The sequence below is a fragment of the Nonomuraea sp. NPDC050153 genome, from assembly GCF_044460125.1.
Lineage (GTDB): Bacteria > Actinomycetota > Actinomycetes > Streptosporangiales > Streptosporangiaceae > Nonomuraea.
In genome coordinates, this window is the sequence record NZ_JBITJQ010000005.1 from 1 (window position 1) to 26,817 (window position 26,817).

25 protein-coding genes are annotated in these 26,817 nt (G+C 69.1%); 8 read left to right on the plus strand and 17 right to left on the minus strand.

What is annotated here, in order from left to right:
• Nucleotides 1-15 precede the first annotated feature (15 nt).
• The 7 genes from ACIBQ1_RS14930 to ACIBQ1_RS14960 are packed head-to-tail and all read right to left on the minus strand — an operon-like array spanning nucleotide 16 to nucleotide 6,821.
• The gene (locus ACIBQ1_RS14930) at nucleotides 16-552 is read right to left on the minus strand and encodes a hypothetical protein (RefSeq protein ID WP_397277685.1); all 537 of its coding nucleotides are present in this window, start codon (nucleotides 550-552) and stop codon (nucleotides 16-18) included.
• Nucleotides 553-577: 25 nt separating this feature from the next.
• Nucleotides 578-982 carry a hypothetical protein gene (locus ACIBQ1_RS14935; protein ID WP_397277687.1) on the minus strand — a complete coding sequence of 135 codons (405 nt, stop codon included), beginning with the start codon at nucleotides 980-982 and terminating at the stop codon, nucleotides 578-580.
• 7 nt (nucleotides 983-989) lie between these two features.
• The gene (locus ACIBQ1_RS14940) at nucleotides 990-3,296 is read right to left on the minus strand and encodes a hypothetical protein (RefSeq protein ID WP_397277689.1); all 2,307 of its coding nucleotides are present in this window, start codon (nucleotides 3,294-3,296) and stop codon (nucleotides 990-992) included.
• A 45-nt stretch (nucleotides 3,297-3,341) separates the two neighbouring features.
• Nucleotides 3,342-4,166: a M55 family metallopeptidase gene (locus ACIBQ1_RS14945; protein ID WP_397277691.1), complete on the minus strand. Its 825-nt coding sequence runs from the start codon at nucleotides 4,164-4,166 to the stop codon at nucleotides 3,342-3,344.
• Nucleotides 4,167-4,175: 9 nt separating this feature from the next.
• Complete coding sequence (locus ACIBQ1_RS14950; RefSeq protein WP_397277692.1) at nucleotides 4,176-4,751, minus strand: C39 family peptidase; 576 nt, start codon at nucleotides 4,749-4,751, stop codon at nucleotides 4,176-4,178.
• Nucleotides 4,752-4,776: 25 nt separating this feature from the next.
• On the minus strand, nucleotides 4,777-5,805 hold the full coding sequence (locus tag ACIBQ1_RS14955; protein ID WP_397277694.1) for a threonine/serine dehydratase: 1,029 nt from the start codon (nucleotides 5,803-5,805) through the stop codon (nucleotides 4,777-4,779).
• A gap of 20 nt (nucleotides 5,806-5,825) precedes the next feature.
• Entirely contained in the window at nucleotides 5,826-6,821 is a 996-nt protein-coding gene (locus ACIBQ1_RS14960) for a D-alanine--D-alanine ligase (protein ID WP_397277696.1), read from the minus strand.
• Nucleotides 6,822-6,955: 134 nt separating this feature from the next.
• Here ACIBQ1_RS14960 and ACIBQ1_RS14965 point away from each other — a divergent pair, with 134 nt between their 5' ends.
• On the plus strand, nucleotides 6,956-7,891 hold the full coding sequence (locus ACIBQ1_RS14965) for a helix-turn-helix domain-containing protein (protein WP_397277697.1): 936 nt from the start codon (nucleotides 6,956-6,958) through the stop codon (nucleotides 7,889-7,891).
• Nucleotides 7,888-8,427: a peptide deformylase gene (locus ACIBQ1_RS14970; RefSeq protein ID WP_397277699.1), complete on the plus strand. Its 540-nt coding sequence runs from the start codon at nucleotides 7,888-7,890 to the stop codon at nucleotides 8,425-8,427. Before ACIBQ1_RS14965 ends, ACIBQ1_RS14970 begins: the two co-directional genes overlap by 4 nt.
• Nucleotides 8,428-8,444: 17 nt before the next feature.
• Here the strand turns inward: ACIBQ1_RS14970 and ACIBQ1_RS14975 are convergent, their stop codons facing one another.
• From ACIBQ1_RS14975 to ACIBQ1_RS14990, 4 genes are all read right to left on the minus strand, one after another.
• The gene (locus ACIBQ1_RS14975; protein ID WP_397277700.1) at nucleotides 8,445-8,672 is read right to left on the minus strand and encodes a hypothetical protein; all 228 of its coding nucleotides are present in this window, start codon (nucleotides 8,670-8,672) and stop codon (nucleotides 8,445-8,447) included.
• A gap of 298 nt (nucleotides 8,673-8,970) precedes the next feature.
• Nucleotides 8,971-9,840 carry a hypothetical protein gene (locus tag ACIBQ1_RS14980; protein WP_397277702.1) on the minus strand — a complete coding sequence of 290 codons (870 nt, stop codon included), beginning with the start codon at nucleotides 9,838-9,840 and terminating at the stop codon, nucleotides 8,971-8,973.
• A 571-nt stretch (nucleotides 9,841-10,411) separates the two neighbouring features.
• Complete coding sequence (locus tag ACIBQ1_RS14985) at nucleotides 10,412-11,140, minus strand: hypothetical protein (protein WP_397277704.1); 729 nt, start codon at nucleotides 11,138-11,140, stop codon at nucleotides 10,412-10,414.
• A 92-nt stretch (nucleotides 11,141-11,232) separates the two neighbouring features.
• Nucleotides 11,233-11,556, minus strand: a complete 324-nt coding sequence (locus ACIBQ1_RS14990) for a hypothetical protein (protein ID WP_397277706.1) — start codon at nucleotides 11,554-11,556, stop codon at nucleotides 11,233-11,235.
• Between the two features lie 181 nt (nucleotides 11,557-11,737).
• Here ACIBQ1_RS14990 and ACIBQ1_RS14995 point away from each other — a divergent pair, with 181 nt between their 5' ends.
• The 3 genes from ACIBQ1_RS14995 to ACIBQ1_RS15005 all read left to right on the plus strand — a co-directional run bounded on the left by ACIBQ1_RS14995 (nucleotide 11,738) and on the right by ACIBQ1_RS15005 (nucleotide 15,592).
• A complete protein-coding gene (locus tag ACIBQ1_RS14995) occupies nucleotides 11,738-12,139 on the plus strand; it encodes a hypothetical protein (RefSeq protein ID WP_397277707.1) in 402 nt (133 codons plus the stop codon).
• Between the two features lie 223 nt (nucleotides 12,140-12,362).
• On the plus strand, nucleotides 12,363-13,196 hold the full coding sequence (locus ACIBQ1_RS15000) for a hypothetical protein (protein ID WP_397277709.1): 834 nt from the start codon (nucleotides 12,363-12,365) through the stop codon (nucleotides 13,194-13,196).
• A gap of 962 nt (nucleotides 13,197-14,158) precedes the next feature.
• On the plus strand, nucleotides 14,159-15,592 hold the full coding sequence (locus ACIBQ1_RS15005; RefSeq protein ID WP_397277711.1) for an MFS transporter: 1,434 nt from the start codon (nucleotides 14,159-14,161) through the stop codon (nucleotides 15,590-15,592).
• A gap of 435 nt (nucleotides 15,593-16,027) precedes the next feature.
• Here ACIBQ1_RS15005 and ACIBQ1_RS15010 read toward each other — a convergent pair whose 3' ends face one another.
• Together ACIBQ1_RS15010 and ACIBQ1_RS15015 are read right to left on the minus strand one after the other, a co-directional pair.
• The gene (locus tag ACIBQ1_RS15010) at nucleotides 16,028-16,441 is read right to left on the minus strand and encodes a hypothetical protein (RefSeq protein WP_397277713.1); all 414 of its coding nucleotides are present in this window, start codon (nucleotides 16,439-16,441) and stop codon (nucleotides 16,028-16,030) included.
• 1,418 nt (nucleotides 16,442-17,859) lie between these two features.
• Complete coding sequence (locus tag ACIBQ1_RS15015) at nucleotides 17,860-18,372, minus strand: winged helix-turn-helix transcriptional regulator (RefSeq protein WP_397277715.1); 513 nt, start codon at nucleotides 18,370-18,372, stop codon at nucleotides 17,860-17,862.
• 33 nt (nucleotides 18,373-18,405) lie between these two features.
• Between ACIBQ1_RS15015 and ACIBQ1_RS15020 the strand changes: the two genes are divergently transcribed.
• The 3 genes from ACIBQ1_RS15020 (at nucleotide 18,406) to ACIBQ1_RS15030 (ending at nucleotide 20,188) form a co-directional block, all read left to right on the plus strand.
• A complete protein-coding gene (locus tag ACIBQ1_RS15020; protein WP_397277717.1) occupies nucleotides 18,406-18,915 on the plus strand; it encodes a nuclear transport factor 2 family protein in 510 nt (169 codons plus the stop codon).
• Nucleotides 18,916-19,101: 186 nt separating this feature from the next.
• Complete coding sequence (locus tag ACIBQ1_RS15025) at nucleotides 19,102-19,719, plus strand: hypothetical protein (RefSeq protein ID WP_397277719.1); 618 nt, start codon at nucleotides 19,102-19,104, stop codon at nucleotides 19,717-19,719.
• Between the two features lie 124 nt (nucleotides 19,720-19,843).
• Nucleotides 19,844-20,188: an RNA polymerase-binding protein RbpA gene (locus ACIBQ1_RS15030; protein WP_185074387.1), complete on the plus strand. Its 345-nt coding sequence runs from the start codon at nucleotides 19,844-19,846 to the stop codon at nucleotides 20,186-20,188.
• A gap of 85 nt (nucleotides 20,189-20,273) precedes the next feature.
• Here the strand turns inward: ACIBQ1_RS15030 and ACIBQ1_RS15035 are convergent, their stop codons facing one another.
• The 4 genes from ACIBQ1_RS15035 to ACIBQ1_RS15050 all read right to left on the minus strand — a co-directional run bounded on the left by ACIBQ1_RS15035 (nucleotide 20,274) and on the right by ACIBQ1_RS15050 (nucleotide 26,540).
• Complete coding sequence (locus ACIBQ1_RS15035; RefSeq protein WP_397277721.1) at nucleotides 20,274-20,759, minus strand: FxsA family protein; 486 nt, start codon at nucleotides 20,757-20,759, stop codon at nucleotides 20,274-20,276.
• Nucleotides 20,760-20,846: 87 nt separating this feature from the next.
• Nucleotides 20,847-21,596 (minus strand): polyprenol monophosphomannose synthase, encoded by a 750-nt coding sequence (locus tag ACIBQ1_RS15040; protein ID WP_397277723.1) that lies wholly within the window; start codon nucleotides 21,594-21,596, stop codon nucleotides 20,847-20,849.
• Nucleotides 21,596-23,389, minus strand: a complete 1,794-nt coding sequence (lnt, locus tag ACIBQ1_RS15045) for an apolipoprotein N-acyltransferase (RefSeq protein ID WP_397277725.1) — start codon at nucleotides 23,387-23,389, stop codon at nucleotides 21,596-21,598. Before lnt ends, ACIBQ1_RS15040 begins: the two co-directional genes overlap by 1 nt.
• Before the next feature lie 802 nt (nucleotides 23,390-24,191).
• The gene (locus ACIBQ1_RS15050; protein ID WP_397277727.1) at nucleotides 24,192-26,540 is read right to left on the minus strand and encodes a HelD family protein; all 2,349 of its coding nucleotides are present in this window, start codon (nucleotides 26,538-26,540) and stop codon (nucleotides 24,192-24,194) included.
• Between the last annotated feature and the right edge of the window lie 277 nt (nucleotides 26,541-26,817).

Here is a 26,817-nt window from a genome sequence, read left to right on the forward strand (position 1 = left end):
CTACCAGGAGCTCTGCTACGTCATGGGGCTAACACCGGACTTGCGATCATGCTGTGACCAGGGCACTCGCTGGGAAGCCTGAAATGGGTTCAGTGCCCGGTCGATCTCCAGCCGCAGCTCAGCCGTGCGGATCAGATCAATCCGGCAGGCGTCGCGGATCGTCTGGAGCGGGTCGGCAACCCGTGCTCTCGCTGCGCCGCTCCCCTGTACCGTGACCACCGTGGCGTGCCGCTCACGGCAATGCGCGATCTGCCCCCGCACCACCTCATGCGCCGTAGCGGCGTCCATAGACGACGGCGTCACCATCGGCAGCACTCCGATGGACTGGAGCTCGATCAGCAGCGACTCATGCACGAGCACGTCCAACACGTCGTCGATGTCTGTCAACCCAAACTCGGCGGCCCGATACTCGACCGACTCCTTCAGCACGTAGTAGCGCCACCGCCCGTCCGGAGACACCTCTTCCGGCACCTCGTACACGATCACCCAGTAAGGAGTACGGCCGTCGTCGCCCGTCGTCTCCTCAACGTCAACAATCGTCCACTGCTGCACCAGAACGCTCCCTCTTCGTGGCAAGCTACGCACGCCATGCCCAGATCATTGCCGTTGCCGAGCCGGATGCGCCGCTGCTGTCGCACCGGATGGTAAAGCCCGACGTGCTGCGCGCCGTCATGTAGGTGGTAACGACGCCCGGACCGGCGTAGTGCAAACTCATCACGGCGAACGGCACGGACGACATGACCGGGGCGCTCCACTGGACGGTGCCCAAGCTCGTGCCGATAGTGATCGTCACCGTCTTCATGATCAGCCCGGCTTCGGCGCCGCTATGGGTCCACATGCCCTTGTACTCGGCCGCCGCCGCAGTGAACCGGAACCGGTTCAACGCCGGGGTCGGGTCGTTGTAGCCGACTTCCAGCTCGTTCTTGTCCGCGAACAGATAGCCGCCGCTGCCCAGGCCCGACGTCGCGTCAAACAACTGCATCCGGTACTCATCGCCCCGCAGCCACGTCACGGCACGCCGATCCCCCTGCGGTGTTGAGGCCCGAACGGGACACAATCGCCCCATCGGTGTCAGCGTAGATCCTCGCGTAGTTCGAGCCGGAGCCCGGCATGAACCTGATCTCCGGATCTGCGGAGCCGCTGGGGTTGACAATGATGCGCCGGCCGACCACGCCCGTGGCGAGTTGGCCGACGATCGACACCGCGCCTGAGGCTGACGACACGGCCACCGTCTGCACGCTGGAAGCGTCGTAGGCTTCGAGCCCGCCGCCGTTGAGTTCCACGCGCGCCCCGGCCGGGTTGCCCGCCACGATGCGCGTCACCAACGCGAGCACGGCCGCCAGCTTGTCCGCCGTCACCGCATTGGCGGCAATGTGGCCAGCCTCGACCGCGCCCACCGCCAGCTTCGCGGCCGTGACCGCGTTGGCAACGAGGTTGCCGGTCGTGATGCTGTCGTCAGCAGCGTCTCCCACGACCAGTTGCGCGGGCTGGATGGTCGCGGTGGCGCTGCGGGCCGACTCGTTGCCGCTGTGGTCGATCGCGGAGAACGCGAACTCGCGGTCCTGCCCGTACGGAAGGCCGGGGATGACGATCGAGCCCGCGGACTCCAGGTACCCAATCTCGGACCAGCCGGGCGCGAGCGGGTCCTGCATCCAGACCCGTACCCGGACGAAGTCGGGAGGCATCGGCTCGCTGCCGCCACCGAGGCCGTCCCACTCGACGTGGACCACGCCGAGGCGAGTAGCGGGCAGGGGAGCGGTCGGCGCTGGCGGCGCGTCGGCGTCGTCCGGGATGGTCACCGCCAGCGAGGAGGAGAACGGCCCCTTCTTGCCCAGGTTGATCGCCCTGACTTTGAACTGGTACTGCTTCCCTACAGTGAGAGGGCTGTAGGTGGCATTCGTGTCGCCCGCCTCGGTGAGCGCAATCAGGAACCACAGCGCCCCGGCCTCGTTGACGCGGGCGTACACCTCGTAGCCGCCGACGTTCAAGGCGACGCCACCGATGTCCTGAGTAACGGCGTTCCAGCTCACCGATACCTGTCCCTGCGGGAAGCCGCTGGAGTCGATGTAGGCGTGCGGATCGACCAGCAGCCCGATCGGTGCCGTTGGAGTCCGAGGGCTGGGCGTCTCGGGTGCCGGGCGGGCACCGGAGCCGCCGTCCGCCGTACTGCCGCCGACGATGCCAGCAACGCGGCGCGACAATCTGATCTCACGTTCGAGCAGCCTGTCGTTGAGGACAACGTTGCCGCCGAGCACGCCCTTGGAGTCCCGCGTCACCGTCATCTGCCGAATGCGCAAGCTCTCCAGCGTCCCGTTCGCGCCCGGGGTGCGAATGCGGTCGCCGGGCCGGTAGTCACGCCACGGCAGCCACCGCGTGTCCGGGCCGATGACGAGGCTTCGGGTACGCTGCACCCGTTCCGCGCCCGAGCGGGCAAGCGCCGCGTCGGCGAGCAGGACCGCTGTTCCTGTGTCGGACACGCCGCCCTGGCCAACGTACGTCTCCCATTTGCCCCACGGCCCATGGTTGGAGCTGCTGACGGTGATCTGGAAACCGTTGTCGCCGCGAACCAACACCGAGCTGGCGCGATCCTCAAGCGTGCCCATCTCGGGCGCTTCGACGATGTCCCTGCCGTAGCGCAGATCAACCGGCGCTGGCCCGCTCGCAAGGTCTCGCGCGAGCTGGGTGTCCGGGTTGTAAAGCTGGACCGTCCGGCCGAGCGTGCGGAAGTCCACGACACCCTGCTCGGCCAAGTTGATCAGGCAGGTCAGCGCGTCGATGCCCGGCTCGTAGTAGATGGAGACGACCTTGCTCCACGCCTGGCCGGCGCTGTCCCACGTCGGCGTGAAGTCCCATGCGATACCGGGCACCACTCCCCTGGCCTGCGCCTCGACGAGGAACGTTTGCAGAATCTCGCCTGCGGTGGCCGTCAGGAAAGCGCGCTTACCGTCCACGAGCGGCTGACTGCCTGGATAGAGGACCACCTTACGGAGCTGCCAGATCCAGCCGGGCAGCTCGAACTGGGACACGCCCGTTCGGTCAGTGCCGTCGCTGCGCCGCTTGATCCGCAAGAATCGCGAGTCGTACGCCTCGGTCCACGTACTGCCGTCCTCGGACCGTTCGACAGCGACCTCACACGGCTGAGCAAGTAGCTCGGCGTTCGTCGCCTTGTCGCTGTAGCCCATCTTCAACGCAGGCACGTCATCGAGCGGGCATCCGACCTCCACGCTCAGCGGGTGCGGAAGCACGGCCAGACGACTGCCGTTTGGAGAGTGGACGACGAGACGTACCTCGAACATGCCTCACCCCTCTGAGGATCGGCCGGCCCTTGGACGTGCCCGTGCTTAAGGCGCGAGCTGTGTGAGCATGACAATGAGTTGAAGCATGCCGTAGGCAGCCGCCATGCTCTCGGTATCGAACACGATGGTGCGCCCGCTTGTGACAACGCCAGGCATGAGGGCGGCAATGTCCACAGTGCGAGGCTGATGCACGTCGACCTCGACGTGGAGCGGCCCCGAAGCCACAACCGGCGGATGGTCGTCGTACCGCCGCATCGCGTCGGTGGCGGCCTGCCGCAGGCGGTCTGCCGCCTCCTCTGGGTGCAGACTGTCGGCCGCGTGCTGGCCGAGGCCTCGCTTGACCGGCACAGTGACCGCGTGGGGCACCAGTGCGCTGAACTCTTCGCACGCGGCAGCGTCCCCGCTGGCGAGCACGACAGGCACGCCGTACGAACCCGCAAGCAGCGTGTTGACTCCGATCTCACCGTGCGAGCGGTCATTGATGCGGACGTCGAGGATGGCGTCAGCCATGGTGTGGGCGAGCACGGCGCTACTCGCTCCTGCGCGTGCGTGGTAACCCACGAACATCGCCACCTGGGCACCGGCCTGCAAGCCCGCCATCATGCCCAGCTCGCGGGGTTTGCCACGGATTAGCCGGGCTCGCCGGTCGAGTTCCTCAGGCAGGATGTTGCGGTACGGGCCGTGAGAGTCGGCCACCAGCACCTCGGCTGTCGGCTCGGCATCGATCACGCCTTCCACCACGGCGTTGGCCGCCGCTGTCATCAACCTCCGGCCGCGTTCGTACTCGTACCGCTCCGGGTTCGTCTCGGCGGGATGAACGATGCCAGCGATCCCCTCCATGTCTACGGAGATCAGTACCTTGATTGCCACGGCGGTGTTCTATCGCATGCACAGGGTGATGCCGCGGCGGCCGAAGAACGTCTCGAACACCTCGATGGGCAAGCTTGCCTGGCGCGCGTCGGGGGTGTGGCCGGAGGGATTGTGCAGGTGGATCAGGCCGTGGTCGTGGCCGGTAATGAGGACCAGATGGCCGCCCCGGCCGGGTGAGGGCAGTTCGGGGCGGCGGATCTCCCTGTGGACCGAGGCCATCACCATGTGCCCGTGCGCGAGCAGGTCAGGAATTTCGGCTGCGGCCAGGTGCGGATGCACGTCGGCGTGCAGGCCGTGCTCGGCGCGCACGTAGTCGGTGAACGGGGCGTAATACAGGCCCCGAATCTCGCCGCTTTCCTGCTCGACGTAGCCGCCGTAGGCGCGGCAGCCGTGCAACAGTTCCAGGAGGGGCGGGGCGTGGCCGTCGCGGTGGTCGAGGATCATTTGCAGGCAGGCCATGCCGCAGGCGTGCCGACACCAGCGGCCGTATTCGACGCGGGTGCGCGCCCCCGAGAGGTTCCATCGTGGATCGTCGGCGGGATCGGCACCGTCGTAGACGATGGCGCCGATCCGCTCTGCGCTCATGTACTGGGTATAAAGGGTGACACCGTCATGCAGTGCCTGCTGACTGCTGCCCGCCCCGGGCGTGCAGGCCAGGCACCCCACCATCTCCCCCAGCAGCGGCTGCGCGGCCGACCAGCGACCGGAACGGGTCCAGGGCGATGTTGCCCCCGGACAGGACCACGCCCATTGTGCCCGACGTGATCTCGATCCGCTCGCATATCGCCGCGGCGAGTCCGCAAGCCCCGCTCGGTTCGACGACGACCCTCAGGTAATTGAAGGCCACCGCCATGGCTTCGATGATCTCGGCGTCGCTGACGGTAACCACCTGGTCAAGGAATGCCCGGTTGATGTCGAACGGCAGCGGCGCCGGCGTGCGGTGCGTGAGCCCGTCCGCGATCGTGGCCGGGGTCGGGATGCTCACGCGGCGACCCTCACGCAGCGACAACGCGGTGTCTGCTCCGTACTCCGGCTCCACGCCGATCACCCGCACGTTCGGGTTGAGGGCCTTGGCCGCGACCGCGCAGCCGGCCGCCAAGCCGCCTCCGCCAATCGGCACCACGAGCGTGGTCACCTGATCGGTTTGAGCGAGGATTTCGGCTGCGACGGTGCCGCCGCCCGCGATCACCTCGTCGGAGTTCGCGGACGGCACGATCGCCAGGCCGCGCTCGCGAGCGATCTCGCCCACGATGGTGTCGCGGTCGTCGCCGCCGCGGGCGTAGTAGTACACCTCAGCACCCAGCATCTTCGCGGACAGCACCTTGGCTGGCGGGGCGTCGGAGGGGACGACGACGACCGCGTAGGTTCCGACCAGGCGCGCCGCCCATGCGAGCGCCTGGGCGTGGTTGCCGGAGGATGCGGCGATCACCCCGCCCGCGCGTTCGGCCGGGGAGAGGCTGAGTACGTGGTTGAGGGCGCCGCGCAGCTTGAACGAGCCGGTGCGTTGGAGGTTTTCTGCCTTGCACAACACGGGGACGCCGCACAGTTCGTCCAGCGCGTGAGAGGCCAGCAGCGGCGTGGCAGTGACGTATCCGGCCAGGCGAGCGGCGGCCGCACGCACGTCGTCGATCCCGATCATGACCTTCTCCTGCTGCGAGCTCACGGCCGGTAGCCGTGCGGAGTGAGCGCGGTGGACAGGATGAACGTGATCAGCGCGTCGTAGTCGAGGCCGGCGGCGTTCGCCATGGTGGCCATGTTCCCTGCGGCCGACAGCCCCGGCAGGGTGTTGGTTTCCAGCCACCAGACCTGATCGCCATCGGCGACGACGAAGTCGCTGCGCGAGTAGCCGTCGCAGCCGAGCGCGCGATGCGCGGTCTGCGCGTACTGCTTGACCCGTTCGGCGGCCTGCTCGGGGAGGTCGGCCGGGCAGTGGTTGATGAAGGCGGCGGGGTTGTTCTTGGTGGGGTAGTCGTAGAAGTCGCCGTTCGGCCGGGTCTCCAGCAGCGGCAGCACACGCAGTTGCTCGCCGTCGTCCAGCACTCCTGCGGTCACCGACAGGCCGGGCCGGAGCCGCTCGGCGAACAGCGCCTGTCCGGTCGGACGCAGCTCATCCACGGCGGCGGCGGGGTCGTCTTCGGTACGGCTCAGGCGCATGTCGATGGAGCCGCCCTCAGACACCGGCTTGACGATAATCGGCAGCGGGAGGGTCTCGGTCAGGTCCTTGGCGACCAGGTCTGCGGGCCTTTCGGTGTCGATGCCGCAGCCGGGCAGGACGGTGACGCCGTGGGCGGCCACCATCGTCTTGGCTGCGGTCTTGTGCATCGCCAAGGCGCTGGCCAGCACTCCCGAGCCGGTGTAGGGGATGTCGAGGTGTTCCAGGAGGCCCAGGAGCTTGCCGTCCTCGCCGTACTGGCCTGCGATGGCGAGCATGGCCACGTCGATCTCGCGCAGCTGATCGAGGAAGTCGGGGTCCTTGGTGTCGATCATGACGGCGGAAAGACCGAGACGGCGTAGCGCGGTGAGGGTGGTGTTGCCGGACAGCAGCGAGCGGGCGCGCTCGCGGGAGCGGCCACCGGTCAGGACGCCGATTCGGCCTCGGCCGGGGAGCGCGAGCTGTTGGGCGTCGATGAGCAGGGGATTGATGATCAGGGACACGGGAGTCTCCGATGATCGGGGGGTGGACTGGTCACCTGCCAGCAGACCCCGATCGCCGCTGGTGATGTCACGGTGAGTGCGGCTCATTCACGCTTCACTCACGCATTCACGCCCTGCTGGGGGAAGATGAGGACGTGGATACCCCCGGGAACGAACCGCGCGCTTTCGGCGACGTCCTGGCGTCCTGGCGGAAACGCCGCGAGATGACCAAGAAAGCCCTCGCCGAAGCGATGGATTACGACCCGTCGTACATCAGCCATGTCGAGTCGGGACGGTACCCGGCCAGCGAGGACTTCGCCCGCCGTGCAGAGGCGAAGCTGTCGGCTGGAGGCGAGGTATGGCAAGCATGGCAAGACAACTCGGCGAGCCCTGCCGCCTCGGCCGCTGCCCCCTCCAGCGCCCCTGGCGGGCTTGTAGTGGAGGACGACCACGCTGAGCTGCACTATGCGAACGGGATCTACACCGCGAACATGCGCCGCCGCCTGCGCAACGCCGGCCCCGACCCCGTGACGCGCTATTTGGCCCGCATCAGCGTTGATCGCTACCCCGGCGACCCGGCACGATCCAACGTCCACTACCGGCGCGATCCGCTCACCTGGGACGAGCTTGGCCTGACGGCACATTGCGATGGCGAGCCGATGGATTGGCAGGTCAAGCATGATCGGGACTCGTTCAAGGAGATCTGGTTGTGTTTTGAGAACTCGCGGGGCAAGTTCCCGCTCTACCCCGGCGAACGTGCCACGATCACGTACGCCTACACCGTCCCCGACACCAAGTGGGGGCCGTGGTTCCAGCGCGCGGTACGGCTGCCAACCCGCCACCTTGACGTGATGTTGAGCTTCCCCGCCGACCTGGAGCCGAAGGTGTGGGGCACCGAAACCTCCACCACCGCAGAGGCCGTCCCCCTCCACAACCCCATCACCCGCACGCAGCGCGGGTCAGATGTGCTGTTCGCCTGGGCACCGCCGATCCGCCCATGGGCGCCCGCTACCGGCTGGAATGGCGCCTTCGCGCCCGGCCGGACGAGACGGACTCGCCCCCGAGCTTGCGCACCAGCAGCGATCGGATGAAGGCGGCCGGGATCGTCCAGTCCGGAGATCCCCTCTTGGCCGCCGTCGCGCGCCCCTTCAACTTGCCCGCCGAGGCAGCGCAGGCGCGCGAGGTCATCGACGCGCTGTTCGCCGCGCTGCAACGGGTCCGCGAACACCACGTCTTCGGCAAGGGCATGGGCCTGGCCGCCCCGCAGATCGGCATCAGCCGGGCCGCCGCCGTGGTCGTCCCGCCAGACCCCGACGCCGACGCAATCGTGCTGCTCAACCCCCGCATCGCCGAGGCGTCCATCGAGGCCGATGAGCAGTACGAGGGCTGCCTGTCGTTCTTCGACGTGCGCGGCATGGTCCCCCGACCGCTCACCCTGGACGTGGAACACACCTGCCTGGACGGACAGCAGAAGATCACCGCCTTCCCGTACGGCCTGGCCCGCCTCGTCGCCCACGAGATCGACCACCTGAACGGCCGCCTCTACACCAGTCGCATGCGTGACGGCGTCAAGCCCATCCCTGTGGAGGAATACCGCGGCATCGGCCAGCCCTGGAGCCGCGCTTAAGGAGAGCACCTCCAGCATCACTTTTTGGGTGGAGGCGAGGGTGAGGAGTCAGCCGGGTCCAGCGCGTTTTGGGGTCGGGCCCGGAACGGCGGTCGAAACAGCTCAGCCACGGCGAGCACAAGTTCGGCGCGCTGGTGCGGCCGCGTTCCGCGAAGAACGATCAGCAGGGCAAGGACGCGCGTCACCGCATAGATCGCGGTGCACACGATGGTGCTGAGAACGAGCGAATTGGCGACCAGCCCCATAATGATCTCCGGTAGACGTAGTTCATCTCCGGAGGTCTCTCCATCGCGAGGGGGCTGGTCAAAGTCCGTCTCGCGACCGGGGCGCCGGGGGCCCTACGTTGGGCTCACCGTGATGACGACGCTGTTCCGCACAGGGGGATACTCCCCTCCTGGGCCGATGTTCGCACATGACGAAGGAATGGGGTAGGCCCTTCCGTCGAAGTCGTCACGTACACGGCGCTGAGCCAGCGCAGTTGACACCGGCACGCACGTGTGGCGAATCGAACAACCGTCTCCCACGACCGGCACGTGTTCCCGTTCACAGGTAGGAGCGGCGGGAGCGGATCTCCAGCCGGGACGCGCCCGTGGTGGAGGTGGCTGAACTGGTGACCATCACCGTGCGGGAGTGCGGATCCCCTACCGCGATCGAAGGAGTCAGATGCAACCATCTGAAGGCGCTTCCCGGGCCTGTCGCGCTGATCTGCCCAGTCGCGTCGGTGCCCGTGCTTAGGTCCCACGTGTCGGTGATGACGAGCCGGGCGCGCATCTGGCCGCAGTCAATCAGTAGCCGCTCCCCCGTGAGTAGCCCAGAGCCTCGGGCGACCGTGCCGCCCGTCGCCACATCGCTCACGCTGGGATTCACAGCGGGACCCGTGATCCGCACGATGGCATCGCTGATCGGGCCGGTACTTCCGGCCAGAGTGGTCACGGGCTGGTTCAGCGCGCTCGCCGAACCCGCCCACGTGGTCTCGACCTCGTCCCGCCACACGACGCCGGGAACCTTCACCACAGATGTGAACCGGGCGATGGCCGTGCCCACGTTGATCTCCACCTCGGACGCCGGATCCACTGTGACGTCGGCGATTCGGACGATGGATCCAGCCTCGTATCGGAGCTGCATCGGCCGATGGCGTACGCCGAGCAACGCGGTGATGGCCTCTAGGTTGCGTTCCATCTGCTCGTATCCGCCGAACGTCCCCGATGGGGTGTAGGCGTACACGGCGCACGCGAGCGGCAACATCGTCGCTTCCAAGTCGAGGCCGTGGATCGGGATCTCGCCGTGGCGGCCCGGCACCGTCAGCGACACCCCGCGTATCCCCGGCAGCGGGCGGCGCTTGGTGCCGAGTTTCAGCTGCCAGCAGCCGCCCGGGTGGTCAAGCGGTACCCCGTCAAGCGTGTACGTCGGCATCTATCACCCCCGGAAATTGTTGTCGCACTCGCCGGAAAGCCACCCGTGTACTTCTCTGTGGCCAAATCCGCTGACAAACCAGCCTCGAAATGCTTTCGGGCGCACTACCCAGATGGGAAGTGCGCCCGAAAGCTTCGCGGATGAATGGACCAGTGGCTGGCGTTACTGGTCCGTGGCGCAGGGGTTGGAACCCTGCGAGGGGGCAGCCCCCGTTAAGGGCGCCGCCGTGCGTAAAGAGTGCGAAAGATCGTCATCGCGGTACGCCGGCGATCCCGGTCCCGCGTGAACAGCGCGACCAGCACCACCAGGACACGAAGGCCGAGAAGGGCCACCGCGCTGATCGAACTGATGAGTAGAAGAGAATTGGTCATCCGGGCCGTGTTGCGGCACGGATCAGCCGGGACGAGCCACGCTTACCTCCTCGCCGGATGCTTGATAGATATGACGTCCCCCGTCCCCGAAAAGTTCGAAAGACTCTGGGCCTAATGCAATGAAAATGCAGCCAACTCACGGCCCTATCGAACCCCATACCCTCTACAGCACACCTAGCATCCCAGCGTAGGAGAGGCCCCTATTGACGGTCTCGCTTGTCGGCTCGGCTACCGGGTTGATCGAGGTGACTGTGATGTTCACCGGCCCCGCTGTCCGGGCCATCCCGGTCGCGGCCCGGCCGGTGGAGCCCAAGTGAACGCCCAGCTCGGGCGCGAACGCTCCGCTCAACCTCGGCGGTCGGCAGATACCTCGGCTGGGGTTTGTACTCGGTGAACCTCAGACCCGTCACGGGGTTGTCCGGGCGGATGGCCTCGTCGACGGCCTTGCGCATCATGCCGCCCATGAGGGTTCCGATGATGGTCTGAACTTCACCGGGCGAGATCTTCTGTTCCTCCAGTTCCCGTTGCCAGGCAAGCATGTTCGCTTGCGTTAAGGCTTTGACGCGCTGACCGCCCCAGCGGGGGATGATGTAGTTCTTGATTCGCCCTCGGTGCGCCCTGATGGTCGTGGGGGCCAGGTTCTCGTGTTCGGTCCGGTCGTTGAGGTAGCTCATCATGTAGTCGGCGACGGCCGGTCCTGCCCCTCGTGTGAGGTAGCCGGGGACTGCGCCGCGCCGGCGCTTGGCGTCGTCCACGGCCGTTTGGAAGTCTTGTGCCTCGCGCTTGGTCACGAACCGGCGCTCTCGCTGCCGACCGTCCTCGTCCTGGTACTGGAGCCGCCACTTGCAGGAGCATGCCTTGGCGGCGTGGGGACACGGCTTGCCGTTGCCCTGTACCTTCTTGATGGTTCCGCGGCCTCGCTGGGTCATGGGTTGAGTCCTTTCGCCGGGAAGGTGATCATTGTATGGTCATGGGCACGATACGCGGATTTCAACCACGACCTGCGAAAATGAGCTGCGCGTCAAGCATGACCGACAACATCACCGGCCTCCGCCACGTCCTCGACCGCCGGGGACAGTGGCATCCGCGCGGAATGGCGGCGTGACGCGCCATCCGGCGCGTTGTCGCAGCTTGACGAGGCTTCCCGATGGTCGCGAATCACATTCGTCCCGTGACGGCTCAGCTGGTCGTCGTCGGTGGATGCCCGGAGTAGGCGAGCCTCAGACAGGAGACGTCGTTGGCTCTCGGTATGCCGGCCCGGCACGCCGAGACGCGCCCCGTTCGGCTGATAGGCGATCAGACGCAGGCCGTACCGCAGCGGCTCACCGGGAGTGATCACCTGCACGACAAAGCCCTCTTTTTCGCGGTGTGGTGTGCTGTGATTGGAGGAGTGGGCCGACCTTCAACGGAGGGTTCTGGTGGGTAAGACGATCTCCTCTGTCCAGGCCGCAATTACCCAGTGGCTACCCGGCCGCCGCCCCGCCTCTCCACCGCCGCCACCGGGGCGAAGTGATCACGAGTCACTCGTGGCCGCCCTCGAACATGCCACACGCTGGTATGAGTACCGCATCAGCCAAGGACTCCAGGTCCTGAACTTCTACCTGGTCTCAACTGCTGTGATGTCCGCCGCTTACGTCGCGGCCCTTCAGGCGAAGCTCGACGCCGTAGCCGGCGCCGTTGGGCTGGTAGCGGCTCTGGTCTCCGTTGCGGCGTCACTTGCGGGGTGGCGCTTTCGTGGCCTTGCCCGATTGGCCTTACAGCCGATTGCGGAGATTCAGGATCGACTCGCCGCCACTCTGGACCTGGACTCGCTCCGCCTCGTACAGCGAAACCCCCACCGCACGTTCACCATGCCCATTTCCGTGATCATGTTCGTCTTCGCCTGCGTCATCTCGATCACGGGAGCCTTGTACGCGTGGCTTCGCTGATGCACGGCGGCCGCGGACGAGAACGGCCCCTTCTTGCCCAGGCTTTGAACTGGTACTGCTCGCCCACGGCGAGAGGGCCGTAGGTGGCGTTCGTGTCGCCCGTGACCCCGCTCCGTGGGTGTACATCCGGAGTCGGATGCCCTTGGTCGCCGCCTACCGGGGCCGTCGGGGCCGAGTGTGATCAGTATGGACACCATACTGACTGGTCGGTATTTTCGCTGGCATGACGCTGGAACGCCGGACCTGGCGCACCCTGGAGCCGTTGCACGGCATGATCTACTTCTCCCCCGAGGCTGGAGCCGCCTACAAGGGCCTCGGGCTGAGCGGCCGGATGGGGTATTTCGCCTCCCGAGCCGCCGCTCTCGGCCCGGTTCCCGCTGAAGCGGTGATCGCGACCTTCTACAACTTCAACCCTGATCTGGTACGGCAGGCGATCCCGGCCGCCTGGCAGATCGCCTCCCCCTCCGACATCCTGGCCGCCCGGCTCGAATCGGTCGACGCCACGCTACGCCGCGTGCTGGGCGATGCCGTGGGCTCCCCGGAGATGTCGCGAGCAGCGGCGCTGGCCCGCAAGGCGGCGGATACTGTCGCGGGCGAGCTCAGCGGGCGGCCGTTGTATGCCGCGCACGCGGCGCTGCCCTGGCCGGAGGCTCCCCACCTGGTGCTCTGGCACGCCCAGACCCTGCTGCGCGAATATCGCGGCGACGGCCACCTCGCCGCCCTCTTGTCCGCCGGCCTGAGCGGCATCGAAGCCCTCGTCACCCACGCGGCCACCGGCGCTGTCGCGTCTGAGACGCTGCGGAGTACGCGGGGGTGGCCCGAGGCCGACTGGGCTGCCGCCGTACAGGGCCTGGAGGAGCGTGGCTGGCTCTTCGAGGGATCTCTTACCGAGGAAGGCCGCAAGTGGCGTGAGGAGATCGAAGACGCGACGGATCGGATGGGGATGGCACCGTACACCGCGCTTGGCGCCGCAGGCTGCGAGGAACTGCGCTCTCTGGCCCGGCCATGGAGCAAGGCCCTGGTCGCCGAGCTGATGCCCTGGGCCGCAGGTCGTTAGCCGGGACGCACGAGGAGATCACCAAAGTCTGGTCGCCGCACCCGATGAACCCCGGGCCCAAGCCCCACCCACGAGACGCCCGGACACGCTGGTGTCGTACTCGATGCCGGGGTATGTCCGATTCACTTCACTGCCGCCGCTCGGGACGTTCTCGGCGCGCGCCTCGACGCCGCGGCCCGGGACAGGCCCACGTACGGACTCCAAATCTGCCAGGCGACCGGGCCTGGGCCCGGCATCGTCTACCCCATCCCGCGCCGGCTGGAGAGCATCGGTTGGATGCGCTCCCGCTGGGACGAGAGCGAGACCACTGCCGGCCCAGGTAAGCGTCTACTGGAGATGACCGCGCACGGCCGAGGCGAAGCCGTATCCGCGCTCACCGGCAGGCAATCCAAGACCCGTCACCGTCTGGGATCCATCGGCCCAGGAACAATGACAGCCCTTTTGGCTATCGAATGATGAGGACCTGACGGGTAACAGCTTTGCCAGGGATACGCCTTTTTTCTCTTCAAGCGCGCTGTGAGTCGGCGCTCTCGCTGTCGGCCGTTCTCGTCCTGGTACTGGAGCCGCCACTCATGGCGGCATCCCTTGGCGGCGCGGGGACACTGATTGCCGTTGCCCTGTACCTTCTTGAGGGTTCACGGCCTCAGTGGGTCTTGGGTTGAGTCCTTTCGCCGGGAAGGTGATCATTGTATGGTCATGGGCACGATACGCGGATTTCAACGACGACCTGCGAAAATGAGCTGCGCGTCAAGCATGACCGACACCGTCTCCGCCCTGCGCACCATCCTGGAGCGCCACGGCCGACGGCATCCCGGCAGCCTGGCCGCGTAACTCGACCCGACGGGCCGGGCCCCGCACCACGAGCAAGCACCGAGAGCCCGGCGCACCAGCCCCAAGAAGCCAAGAAAGCCCCCTAAGCCTGCAGGCCGGGCCCCCCGGCCGCATAGGAGCGACTCGACACCATGCCCGTACCCGCGCCCCCCGCGGCCCTCGACGACTCTCCCGCAGCCCGCAGGCGGGAGCAGCGCGGCTGGTACTTCTACGACTGGGCCAACTCCGCCTTCTACACCACGATCATCTCGGTCTTCCTCGGCCCGTACCTCATCCCGGTCGCCAAGACCGCGGCCTGCGCCAAGGACTTCCCGAACGTCGCCTCCGGCACATGTGTGGCCGACTTCGACAAGCTGGCCGGGACGAACCCGGGCCTGGGGTACGTCGACGTGCTCGGCGCCGACATCAGGCCGGCCGCGTTCTTCGGGCTGACGCTGACGATCGCGGTGTTCCTGCAGATCATGGTGCTACCGGTGGTGGGTGCGCTGGCCGACCACACCGGGCGCAAGCGGGAGATGCTCGGCGGCTTCGCCTACGTCGGGGCGCTGGCCACGATGGCCCTGTACTTCGTCGAGGGCGACCGCTACATGCTGGGCGGGGTGCTGTTCATCCTGGCCAACCTCGCGTACGGCTCCTCGGTCGTGGTCTACGACTCGTTCCTGCCGCAGATCTCCACCCCTGCCGAGCGCGACGGGGTGTCCTCGCGCGGCTGGGCCATCGGCTATCTGGGCGGCGGCCTGCTGCTGGCCCTCAACCTCGTCCTCTACCTGCAGCGCGACAGCCTGGGGCTGGCCGAGGGCATGGCGGTGCGCATCAGCATGATGTCGGCCGGTCTGTGGTGGGCGATCTTCACGATCGTCCCGCTGCTTCGGCTGCGCAACCGTCCCGTGCCCATCCACGAGACCACGGCGCTGCGCTCGGTCGGCGGCAGTTTCCGCCAGCTCGGCCGCACCCTGTCCGAGCTGCGCCGCTATCCGCTGACGCTGCTGTTTCTGGTGGCGTATCTGGTCTACAACGACGGCGTGCAGACGGTGATCGGCAACAGCGCGGCCTTCGCCTCCGAGGCTCTCAAGCTGGGCCAGACGGTGCAGATCACGGCCATCCTGATGGTGCAGTTCGTGGCGTTCTTCGGCGCGCTGCTGCTGGGCCGGCTGGCCCGCAGCTTCGGCACCAAGCGCACGGTGCTGGCCAGCCTGGTGCTGTGGACGGCGATCGTGGTGGCGGCGATGTTCGTCGGGGTGGGGCAGGAACTGCAGTTCTACCTGATGGCGTTCGCGATCGCGATCGTGCTGGGTGGCACGCAGGCGCTGTCGCGCTCGCTGTTCTCGCAGGTGATCCCGAAGGGGCGGGAGGCCGAGTATTTCAGCCTGCTGCAGATCAGCGACAAGGGGTCGGCGTTCATCGGCTCCTTGACGGTCACGATCGCGCTCCAGCTGACCAACAGCTACCGCATCGCCATCGTCTCCATGATCATCTTCTTTGTCATCGGCTTCGTGCTCCTGGCCCTGACCAACCTCCCCAAGGCGATCCGCCAGGCCGGCAACGAGGTCCCCGACCGCATCTGACCCCGGCCACCGGGCGGCCTGCGCGTCTCCCTTGCCCGGCAAGTCGGGCAAGGGAGCAGCATCACACGTGGACGGGTGCCGGCCCGGTCTGCGCCCTCCTGCCCCCATGGGAACCGGGTGCTTGGGTGCCCGATGTTCGGCGGCGTTACTCCCAGCGCGTTCTTGAACGAGCCGCCCGGCGGTACGTTCAGGGCCTCCTTGGGCGAGCGGCCACGCGGTACGTTCGGGGCGTTCTTGAACGAGCCGCCGAGCGCTTCGTTCAGGGTGTTTTTGGGCGAGCCGCCAGGCGGTACGTGAAGGGTGTTTTTGGGCGAGCCGCCAGGCGGCACGTACAGGATCTCCTTGGGCGAGCCGCCAGGCGGCACGACCGGGTGCTCGTTACGATCGCGGCGAATCGCCGCTGGTGTCCGGCGGTGGATGGCCGAGCGGGAGGGTTCAGTCGCTCGAGCCGCGTGGAGGATCGGGGCTTGAGTCGGGCAGGGGTGCATAGGTCGGGTCGGGCGGCGGGTCGGGGCGCGGACCGAGCTTGTGGGCGATCCAGAACGCCGCCCCCGCGAGGCCGGCCGTGACCACGATGGCGAGCAGCACCCACCACCCTCGGTGGACGTTCCCGAGTGAGTCGCCGGTGCGCCCGGCGTCGGGGTCCGGCGTGCCCGTGCCACCCGGCGGTGATCCGTCCGGGGCCGGCGAGCCGCCGTCGCCGGGTGAGCCCGCCGAGCCGGTGCCGGGCCGAGTGGACGGGCCGTCGACGTCGTCCGGGGGCGGCCACTTCTCGGCGTCCTCAGCGGGCGGCCAGTCTCCACGGCCCTCAACAGACCACCAGCCCACTGCATCGGACGGCCAGTCCACACCGTCAGGCGACCAGAGCACGCCATCAGGCGGCGGGTCTGCGCCGCCAGGCGACCGGCCCACACTGTCACGTGATGAGCCCACCTCGTCAGGTGACCAGCCCGTGGCGTTGGGCGGCGGGCCTCCGCCATCAGGTGACCAGCCCGCGGTGGCTGGAGGCGAGCCCGCACCCCCAGGTGCCGAGCCTGCACCGTCGGGCGCCGAACCTGCGCCAGTGGGTGGTGTGGCCGGGCCACTGGGAGGGACGGGCCCTTGGGAGAGCACCGTGCCGTCTCGGGGCGGCGAGTCCGTGCCAGAGGGCGAAGCCCCGTTTGGGGGCGTCCGCGAGCCTTCGGCGCCGCCGAGCGCAGGCCCGCCTTCGCTCTTCCCGGCTGATGAGGTGGCGCCAACCGACCCCTGCGGACCCGGACCGCCCCGGCGCTGTGAACCCGGCTCGCCCGGGGGCTGTGAACCCGGCTCACCCGAGGGCTGCGAACCTGGCCCACCTCGGCGCGGTGAGTCCGGACCGCCTCGCGCCGGTGAGCCTCCATCGTGCGGCTCACCGCCCGTACGCGGTGCAGGCGAACCTGTGGCGCCGGAGGTGCGTGTCCCGTCACCGGTGCCCGTGGGCTCGGTGACATGCGAGACGCCCGGTCCCTCGCCACCCCCCGGACCGGCGGGGCGGGAAGGTCGTGCCCCCGTGCCGCTCTGTGATCGCCCGCCGTCGGAGGAAGGCTGCGCGCCCTTGCCCGGTCGTGGGCCCTCGTCTGATCCGGCGCCAGGGCGGCCTCTCGCCGGGTTGTGGCGTGCCGCTCCGTCGTCCCCATCGTCATCCTTCCCGTCACCGCCACCGTCGCCATCGCCGCCGCCGTCATCCGCAGCGGCGGCTACGACGTGGAACATGCCGAACGGTGTCGCCACCTGGGCCTCCCGCCGCCCCGGCAGCGCCGCCGTGGTGCCCAGGACGAGCGCGATGGTGAGGGCCGGCAGGAGCCATCGTGGTCCCCGTCTCATCGGCGTCTCCCGTTCGTCGTCCCGTACGCTGCCGGCTCTCAGCCTGGGGGTCCGGGATGGCGTGATCGTGAGCGGCGGATGAGAGATCTCTCATCAAGAGGCGGACGTGGGCGCTCCGAGGCGATACTCCGGTCACGGCCGTCCGCGCGGCTCCGGTCACGACAGCGCGGCCGAGTCCGCTGAGCACGGGTGCCCACTCATCGTCGTGACAGCCAGGGATTCGCGATCACGACGATACGGCCAGGCGCCGGGCAACGACCACACGGCCGAGCGCCGGGTCGCGACCACACGGCTGGGCGTCGGGGTGCGACGATCGGGGGCGCCCTCCGGTTACGACGGTGCCCCGGCACGAACGTCCAGGGACTCACCCCGACCACGGCGGTACGACCGACGTCCTCATCTCGACGAACAGGGGCCCACCCCAGTCACGGCTGTGCGACCGGTGGACTGGTCACGACGGACGACGGTGCCGCCAGGAGCATGGTGCCGGGGCCCTGGGCCGCGCCTGGGCCGCCCACGGCTGTGACCGTGTCGGCGGTGGCCTCGCCGCCGCAGTGCGGGCAGGTGACGACCGGGGTGAAGCGCTCGCCGCAGGAGTGCACCAGGAGCGCGGGCGGGCCGCCCGGCGGCGTGGACCAGCGGTCGCCCCAGGCCATCAACGTCAGCAGAGCCGGCACGACGTCCCGTCCCGCCTCGGTGAGAACGTACTCGTGGCGCACAGGGCGCTCCTGGTACGGCCGCTTCTCCACCACGCCCGCCGTCACCAGATGCTCCAGGCGGCGGGTCAGGAGGTTGCGCGAGATGCCCAGATCCTCCGCCAGGTCGTCGAACCTGCGCAGGCCCAGGAACAGGTCTCGCAGGATCAGCGGCGTCCACGGCTCGGCGACCACGCCGACGGCCTGGGCGATGGAGCAGTGCATCTCACCGAACCTGTTCATGGACCCAGGATAGTGGGTTGATAAAGTGAACTCATGATAGTTCACATTCAGGACTCACCTGCGGCCGCGTACCGGCGGGCAGGCGAGGCACATGACGTCGACGCCCTCCTCGCCACGCTCGCCGACGACGTGGTCTTCCGCTCGCCGCTCAGCGCCAACGCCCCCTTCCACGGCAAGGAGCAGGTACGGGAGCTGTTCTCGGTCGTGTTCGACGTGCTGTCCGACCTGCGCTACCAGAAGGACGTCGGCGACGGACGCACGCGGGCCCTGACCGCGACCGCCCGGCTGGGCCGCCAGGAGATCCACGAGGCGGCACTGGTCGAGGTCGGCGAGGACGGGCTGATCACGGAGATCACGATGTGGATCCGGCCCCTGCCGGGGCTGACGGCGATGATGGCCGCGCTCGGCCCCGGCCTGGCCCGCGCCACCGGCAAGCCGGGCCTTCCCTGGCTCGTCGCCGCCGCCGTCAAGCCGCTGGCCGCGATGACCCGCCTCGGCGACAGGACCCTGGTCCCGCTCCTGACCCGTAGGCGCCCGAGCTAGCCCCAGCCGCCGCCCCTCCGTACCGAGAACCCCTTCACCCTTCCTCTCGACCCAGGAAGCCAAGTCCGTCCACATAGATCCCCTGGGGGTCACCGATCCAAAGAGAGAGCACTGCTCTTGACATCGCGGCTCCAAAGCGAGAGCATTGCTCTCGCTATAGAGCGACGCCCTCTTCAAGGAGCATTGATGGCCCCCAGACTCACCTCCGCGGCCTTCGCCGCCGCCGGCATCCTCTTCCTCGTCTATCCCGCGATCCGCCCGTCCGGCGACGACGCCACGGCGATGGCCTCCACGGCGTGGGTCGCCGGGCACGCGGCCGCCATGGTCGGTTTCGTGCTGCTCGGACTGGCCGTGCTGGGGCTGCACCAGGTGCTCGGCGACCGCCTCTCCCTGCGCGCCGCCGTTGTGACCTGGGTGGGCGCGGGCCTGACGCTCCCGTACTACGGCGCCGAGGACTTCGGCCTCAACGTGATCGCCCAGCGCTCCCTCCGCGACCAGGCGCCGGCGCTGATGGAGCTGGCCGAGGAGTTCAGGTACGGGCCCGTCGCGGTCACGATGTTCGCCGCCGGGCTCCTTCTGCTCGCCGTCGGCACGGTGATGGCCGCGATCTCCGTCTGGCGGTCCGGAACGCTGCCCAAGTGGAGCGGGACGGCTCTGGCCCTGGGGTTCGTGCTGTTCATCCCGCAGTTCTTCGGCCCGTACCCGCTGCGTGTCGCGCACGGCGCACTGATCATGATTGGCGGGCTCTGGCTGGCGGCGGCCCTGGCCACGGCCGGGACGCGGGCCCAATCGGCGACTGTGTGAAGAACCGACGCCCCAAGCGCGATTGGATCACCCCGCGGGTGGGAATCCCATCACGGTACCAAGCGTTAGACACCGTGGGAGACAGACCCCCCACGCAAGGGGGCCTTGTAGGAGGCATTTAGACATGGGCGAGCGCGCGCTTCGTGGCACCCGGCTCGGGGCAACCAGCTACGAGAACGACCGTAACACGGATCTGGCCCCGCGCCAGGAGGTGTCCTACACCTGTCCTAAGGGCCATCGCTTCGAGGTTCCGCTTGCAGCCGAAGCTGAGATTCCCGCGACCTGGGAGTGCCGCATGTGCGGCGCCACCGCGGTGCGGGTGGACGGCGAGCAGCCGGAGTCCAAGAAGGTCAAGCCCCCGCGGACACACTGGGACATGCTCCTGGAGCGGCGGTCGATCGAGGATCTTGAGGAGGTGCTCAACGAGCGGCTCGCGGTTCTGCGGGCCCAGCGTCGTAAGAGCGCCTGACCTCCTCTCACGGTGAAGCCCCCGGGCCACCGGCCCGGGGGCTTCTTCATGCCCGCCTACGGGCGGGGCGGAAACGCCGCGGAACTCAGTCGCGGTCCTCGCGGATGACCTCGCCGTGCACCACCCGGCCGCCGTTCGGCGCGGCGGCGTCCTGGTGGGGCTCGAAGGGCGGGAAGAGGTTCGAGTACGGGGAGCTCGCCGCCAGCCGCTTGACCCGGCGGTCGAAGAACCAGGCGCCCAGGCGGCGCATCAGAGGCCGCGTGAACGGCAGAATGCACACGAACCCGAGGACGTCCGTGAAGAAGCCCGGCGTCAGCAGCAGCGCGCCGCCCACCAGGACCAGGCCGCCGTCGGCCAGCTCGCGGTCGGGCATCCGGCCGGACCCGAGCGCCTCCTGCAGCGCCCGCCAGGCCCTGCGCCCCTCGCGGCGCACCAGCCAGGCGCCGAGCAGGCTGTCGGCGATGAGCAGGGCCACGGTGGCGGGCCCGCCGATCACCGAACCCACCTGGATGAGCAGCCAGATCTCCAGGACGGGGACGACCAGGAAGGCCAGGAAGAGCAGCAGCCGCATCGTTTCCTCGATTCCGCACCAGCGCGTTACAGCAGGAACAACGCCCGGCGGCCGCAAAGCGTTCCGCGCCGGCCCGGGCCGAGGCGCCTAGCCGCGACGACTGCCGCGCAGCCGCTTGGGCAGGCCCGTGACGCCCCACATGCCGATGCGCCACAGCGCCTCGGACATGACCTTGCCGCTCATCTTGCTCTTGCCCACCGTACGCTCCACGAACGTGATGGGCACCTCCGCCACCCGCAGCCCGTTCCTGGACGTGCGCAGCGTGAGGTCGACCTGGAAGCAGTAGCCCTGCGACTCCACGCCGGACAGGCCGATCTTCTCCAGGGTGGCGGCACGGTAGGCGCGGAACCCGGCGGTCGCGTCGCGTACGGGCAGGCCGAGCATCACCCGGGTGTAGAGGTTGGCGCCCTTGGACAGCAGCTCGCGCCGGTGCGGCCAGTTGACGACCTTGCCGCCGGGCACGTAACGCGACCCGATCGCCAGGTCGGCGCCGTCGGCCAGCGCCTCGAGCAGCTTGGGCAGCTCCTCGGGCTGGTGCGAGCCGTCGGCGTCCATCTCGACCAGGACGTCGTAGCCCTCGCGCAGTCCCCAGCGGAACCCGGCGATGTACGCGGCGCCGAGCCCATGCTTGGCGTCCCGGTGCAGGACGTGCACGTGGTCGTCGCCCTCGGCCAGCCCGTCGGCCACCTCGCCGGTGCCGTCAGGGCTGTTGTCGTCGGCCACGAGCACGTGGACGTCCGGCAGCGCCTTGCGAATCCGCTCCACGATCATGGGAAGGTTGTCGCGCTCGTTGTAGGTCGGCACGACGACGAGCACCCGTCCGAGAGTCTCCATCATCAGTCGTTCCTCATCCGATCGCCTCGCCGCCTGCCCCGCCACGCGGCGACTCCGGCCGCCGCCGCTCCCATCAACATCAATGCCCACTCGGGAAGCGCGCCCACCTTGGTGGCGATCGTTTCCTGGGTGCGTACCGGTACCTTGACCACGTTCATGTCCGCGACCAGTTCGCGGGTCTGCCAGGAGACCTTACCGTCAGGTCGGATATAGGCGGAGATCCCCGTGGTGGCGGCGGCCACGACCGCCCGGTTGTGCTCGACGGCGCGCAGCTTGTACATGGCCAGCTGTTGCGTCGGCAGATTCGACAGCGCGTACGTGGCGTTGTTGGCCTGCATCACCAAGGGAGTGCCGCCGGCGCGCACGGTGCCGCGCACGGTGTCGTCGTACGCCACCTCGTAGCAGTTGACCGCGCCGATCGTGACCGGGCCCAGCTTCAGGTCGCCCGGCTTGTCCCCCGGGACCGACTGCCGTCCGACCAGGCTCGCCCGCTCCCACAGAGCCAGGACGATCTCCTTGAACGGCGTGTACTCCCCGAACGGGACCAGGTGCTGCTTGTCGTAATAGGCGCCGGGCCCGGTCACCGGGTCCCAGACGAGGCTGCGGGTGGCGCGGTACTCCTCGCCGATCGAGGCCACGGCTCCGATCAGCGTGGGGACGCCGACATCCCGGACGGAGTCCTGGATGATCTCGCGGGCGTACGGGTCGCGGTAGGGGTCGAGGTCGGTGGAGTTCTCGGGGAGGACGACCGCGTCGGGCTTGGGGAGCTTTCCATCGCGTACGGCCTGGGCCAGACGTTTCGTCTCATTGGCATGATTTTTCAGGACAACGGCGGGCTCGTCGCCCAGGAAGCCCATGCCCCTTCCCGGGACGTTCCCCTGCACGATGCCGATGTTGACCGTCCGCCCCTCGTCGCCCGGCCTGGGGAGCGCCAGGGTCAGCGCCGGCACGGCCAGCGCGAGCGCCACCGGCACCGCCCTGCGCCACACGCCTTCGGCCCTGGGCCGGACCACGACCGCGTAGGCCAGCAGGGCCCCGCACCCGGCCACGGCGAACGACACCAGCGGCGCGCCGCCGAGCGCGGCGTACTGCGTGAACAGGGACTCACTCTGGCTGAAGGCCAGCCGCGCCCACGGGAACCCGCCGATGGGCACCTGGCTGCGCGCCCACTCCATGGCCACCCACAGCCCGCCGAACCACAACGGCCACGCGCGCAGCCTGAACACCAGCGCGGCCAGAGCGGCCATGACGGCGTAGAACACGCTCTCCGTGGCGACCAGCATCAGCCAGACGTCGTCGCCGATGGGCCGCACCCAGGCGAGGGCGGGCAGCAGGAACACCAGCGCGATCAGGTAACCGAGCCAGGCGGCCCGCCTGGGCCTGGTGCCATGGAGCGCCGCGACGATCAGCGCGATGCCGAGCGGGGCGGCCGGCCACCAGTCGAGCGACGGGAACGCGGCGTACAGCGCCAGCCCGCCGACCACACCCGCCACGACGCGGGCCAGGAGCACCCGCCCAGGCTCCCGCTTCGCGCCTCCCGCGCCGGCCGTCGTCGCCGACCCGCTTCCGGCGGCCGCGCCGGGCTCCGGCTCGGCGGTGGGTCCAGCGGGCACGGGCTCGGAGGGGGTCGAGGCGGACGCGACTTCGGTGGGCGAGGCGGACGCGGGCGCGACGTCGGTGGGCGAGGCCGCGCCGGGCGCGGACGCCGCCTCGGGCGCAGGCACGGCGTCGGGGACGGGCTGCGGCTGCGAAGCGGGCGCGGGCGCGGCGGCAGTGGACGATGCCCCCTGGGGCACGGGCGCCCCGTCAGACGCGGGTGCGAGGTCCGGCGCGGGAGCGGCGATCGGCGAGCCTTCGCGTGTGGGGGCGGCCGTGGCCGTTGCTGTGGACTCGGGTCCGTCCCCGAGCGCCTTATCCTCGAGCGGAGCGTCCGCCAGCGGCGTATCCGTATGCGCCTCGTCGTCAAGCGGGGCGTCCGCGAGCGGGGCGTTCGAAGGTTTCAGGTCAGGTGAGTGCGGGGTGTCGGCGCGAGCCGGGTCGCGCCCGGGGGTGGGCGGTAGGCTCGTTCTCTCCTGAACCACTCCGGGGTCTCCTCCGCCGAATCGCACACCTGCTTGCGAAAACGCTACCGCCCCGCAGGGGCGCTCGAAGCCAGCGCAGCACCGGAAGATCGAAAGAATCGGCGTTTCACGCGCGGAGGCGGCAGGGTGATCCCGCGACCTACGGGACCACCCGGCGCACATGTCGGCCCTGCGCACGGGAGCGGGAAGAGGGCCCGGAAACCCTTCGGACCGGACCCGTCTCGTCGGCGGCGAGCTCGGAATTCCGTTGTCTACTGGGCTCCCGGACCCGTCCCGGGTCCAACCCCCCGCCCGGTTGGGGTGCCCCGACTCGACGGACCGACGGCCCTGCACCTGGCTGTGTGGACGGAGTCACGCTCCGTCACGGACGCAGGATCCGACGATGTCAGAGACGGCCAACCGGCCAAGTCCCGTGCTGGACTGCGCAGCAAACTACCGACTCCACCTCAGATGTCAACCGTGTCCCGATCAGCAGAAACATCAAGTTTTCGCAGGTAGGACATGGTGCGTAAGCCGGTCAAAGGTCACTTGAGGACGCCGGGGAGCGGCTCGGCAGGCCCCTCAGAGCCTGCGACAGCGGCCGCTCGTGCACCACACCGAGCCGTTGCGTGGCGCGGGTGAGAGCAACATACAGGTCGCTCAGGCCTCGTGGCGACTGGGCGGCGATGAGGTCGGGCTCGGCCACGATCACCGAGTCGAACTCGAGCCCCTTCGCGTCGGCCACCCCCATGACGGCCACCGGCGCGTCAAGCGCCGCCGCCGCCCCGGCCCGTCCCACACCCGACGCCACCGCCTCCGACGTCACCGCACCCGGCTCCACCGCACCGGAAGGGCCCGTGCCGGATGCGACCGCCCCAGACTGGCCCGTGCCGGATGCCGTCGCCCGGCCGGTTGTCCGTCCGGCGCCGGAGCCCGGGTTCCCCCCGCGGCCCGACCCCGGCATGACCACCACCGCGCCCGCCACCGTGGCGGCCACCTCCGCGCCCAGCGGCTCCAGCAGCGCGTCCGGCACCACCACGGCGACCTTGCCGCCCTCCCCCACCTCGGCCTTGGCCAGCTCCGCCAGCGCCGACAGCGGCGCCGACCACGGCTCCACGCCGAGTTCGCGCACGGACGTGGGCGCCCGCAGGGCGGGGTCGATGGTGGCGAGCACCCGCGCGGCCACCGCCATCAGCTCCACCGGCGTGCGGTAGTTGACGGTCAGCCGCTCCTGGCGCCAGCGCCCGGCCACGTACGGGTCGAGGACCTCCTCCCACGACCGCGCCCCGGCAGCCGACCCGGTCTGCGCGATGTCCCCGACGATCGTCATCGACCGCGTCGGGCACCGCCGCATGACCGCCCGCCACGCCATGGGCGACAGCTCCTGCGCCTCGTCCACGATCACGTGCCCGTAGGCCCAGGTGCGGTCGGCCGCGGCGCGCTCGGCGGTGGTGAGGTACGGGCCCTCGCCCCGCTGCCGCTCGGCCAGCCGCTCGGCCTCCATGACGTCGGACAGCCCGGTCAGCTCCAGGACCTCGCGGGCGTAGGCGAGCTCGGCCTCGCGCTCGCGCTCCTCGGCCTGTCTGGCGGCGGCCAGCTCCTCCTCGGCCTGCATCGCGCTGGCGCGCAGCACCTGCTCGTCGATCTCGCCGAGCAGCTCGGCGGCCTCGTCCAGCAGCGGCACGTCCGACTCGGTCCACTCCCCGCCGTCGCGCCGCAGCAGGGCGCGTTCCTCGGGGCTCAGCTCGGAGGCGGCGTAGCCGAGGCGCTCCGGGGAGCCGTACAGGCCGAGCAGCAGCCGCTGCGGCGTCAGGTACGGCCAGAGCCGGTTGAGCGCGGACTTGACCACCGGCTCGGTACGCAGCTCCTCACGCAGGTCGGCCAGCTCGTCGTCGTCGATGAGCCCCTTGCCGATCTTGCGGGCCTGCTGCCTGGCCAGGGCGTTCAGCAGCGACCGGACGAACACGGCGCGCGCCTGGTTGTGCGGACGGCGCGAGCGGATGGCCTTGTTCCTGGCGCCGTCGAGCATGGAGCGGTCGATGGCGAGCGTGATGCGCCCGATGGTCAGCTCGACGGGTTTGCGCGGCACCCGCTGCCGGTCGCGCACGGCCTTGGCGATCACCTCGGCCATGCGCGCGTCGCCCTTGAGCGCGGCCACCTCGGGCCGCTCCCTGGCGGTGGCGGTCAGGCCCGGGTAGAGCTCCCCGACCGTGGACAGCAGCACGTCGGTCTCGCCGAGCGAGGGCAGGACCTGCTCGATGTAGCGCAGGAAGGTGAGGTTGGGCCCGAGGATGAGCACGCCGCGGCGCTCCAGCCGTTCGCGGTGGGTGTAGAGCAGGTACGCGGCACGGTGCAGCGCGACGACGGTCTTGCCGGTGCCGGGCCCGCCCTGGACGACCAGCACGCCGTTCAGGTCGCTGCGGATGACGCGGTCCTGCTCGCCCTGGATGGTGGCCACGATGTCGCGCATGCGGCCCGTGCGCCGCTCGTCGAGCGCGGCCAGCAGGGCCGCCTCGCCGTTGAGCGTGGCGCGGTCGTCGTCGGTGAGCGAGTCGAGGTCGAGCAGGTCGTCGTCCACGCCGACCACGACGCGGCCCTTGGTCTGCAGGTGGCGGCGCCTGGTCACGCCCATCGGAGCGGCCGGGGTGGCGCGGTAGAACGGCTGCGCGACCGGCGCCCGCCAGTCGATGAGCAGGCGCAGCTGCTCGTCGTCGGTCATGCCGAGCTTGCCGATGTACAGCCGGCCCTCGTCGACGTGATCGAGGCGACCGAAAATCAGGCCGCGCTCGACCGCCCAGAGCCGGGCGAGCCTGGAGGCGTACATGTCGGCGAACGTGTCGCGCTCCGACCGGTTCTGCATCGTGCCGACGGCCCCCGTGGCCAGCACCTCCTTGAGCCGGCGCTGGGTACGCTCGCGCAGCTCGTCGAGGCGGTCGTAGAGTCGGGTGACGTACGCCTGCTCCCGGGCGAGCTCTGTTTGACGAGTTGCCGCCTGACCGTTATTGTGGTTAATGGGACACTCCGGGCCATTCTGCTTGTTGTTACGACAAACGACGACATTAGCACGCCTGTTGAGGCACTCCCACCTGTCTTTCCTTCTCGGACCCTTTCCTTGTTACGTCTTGGTTTCACCTGGACCCGCCTCTTGACCCGCGGAGCCGGAC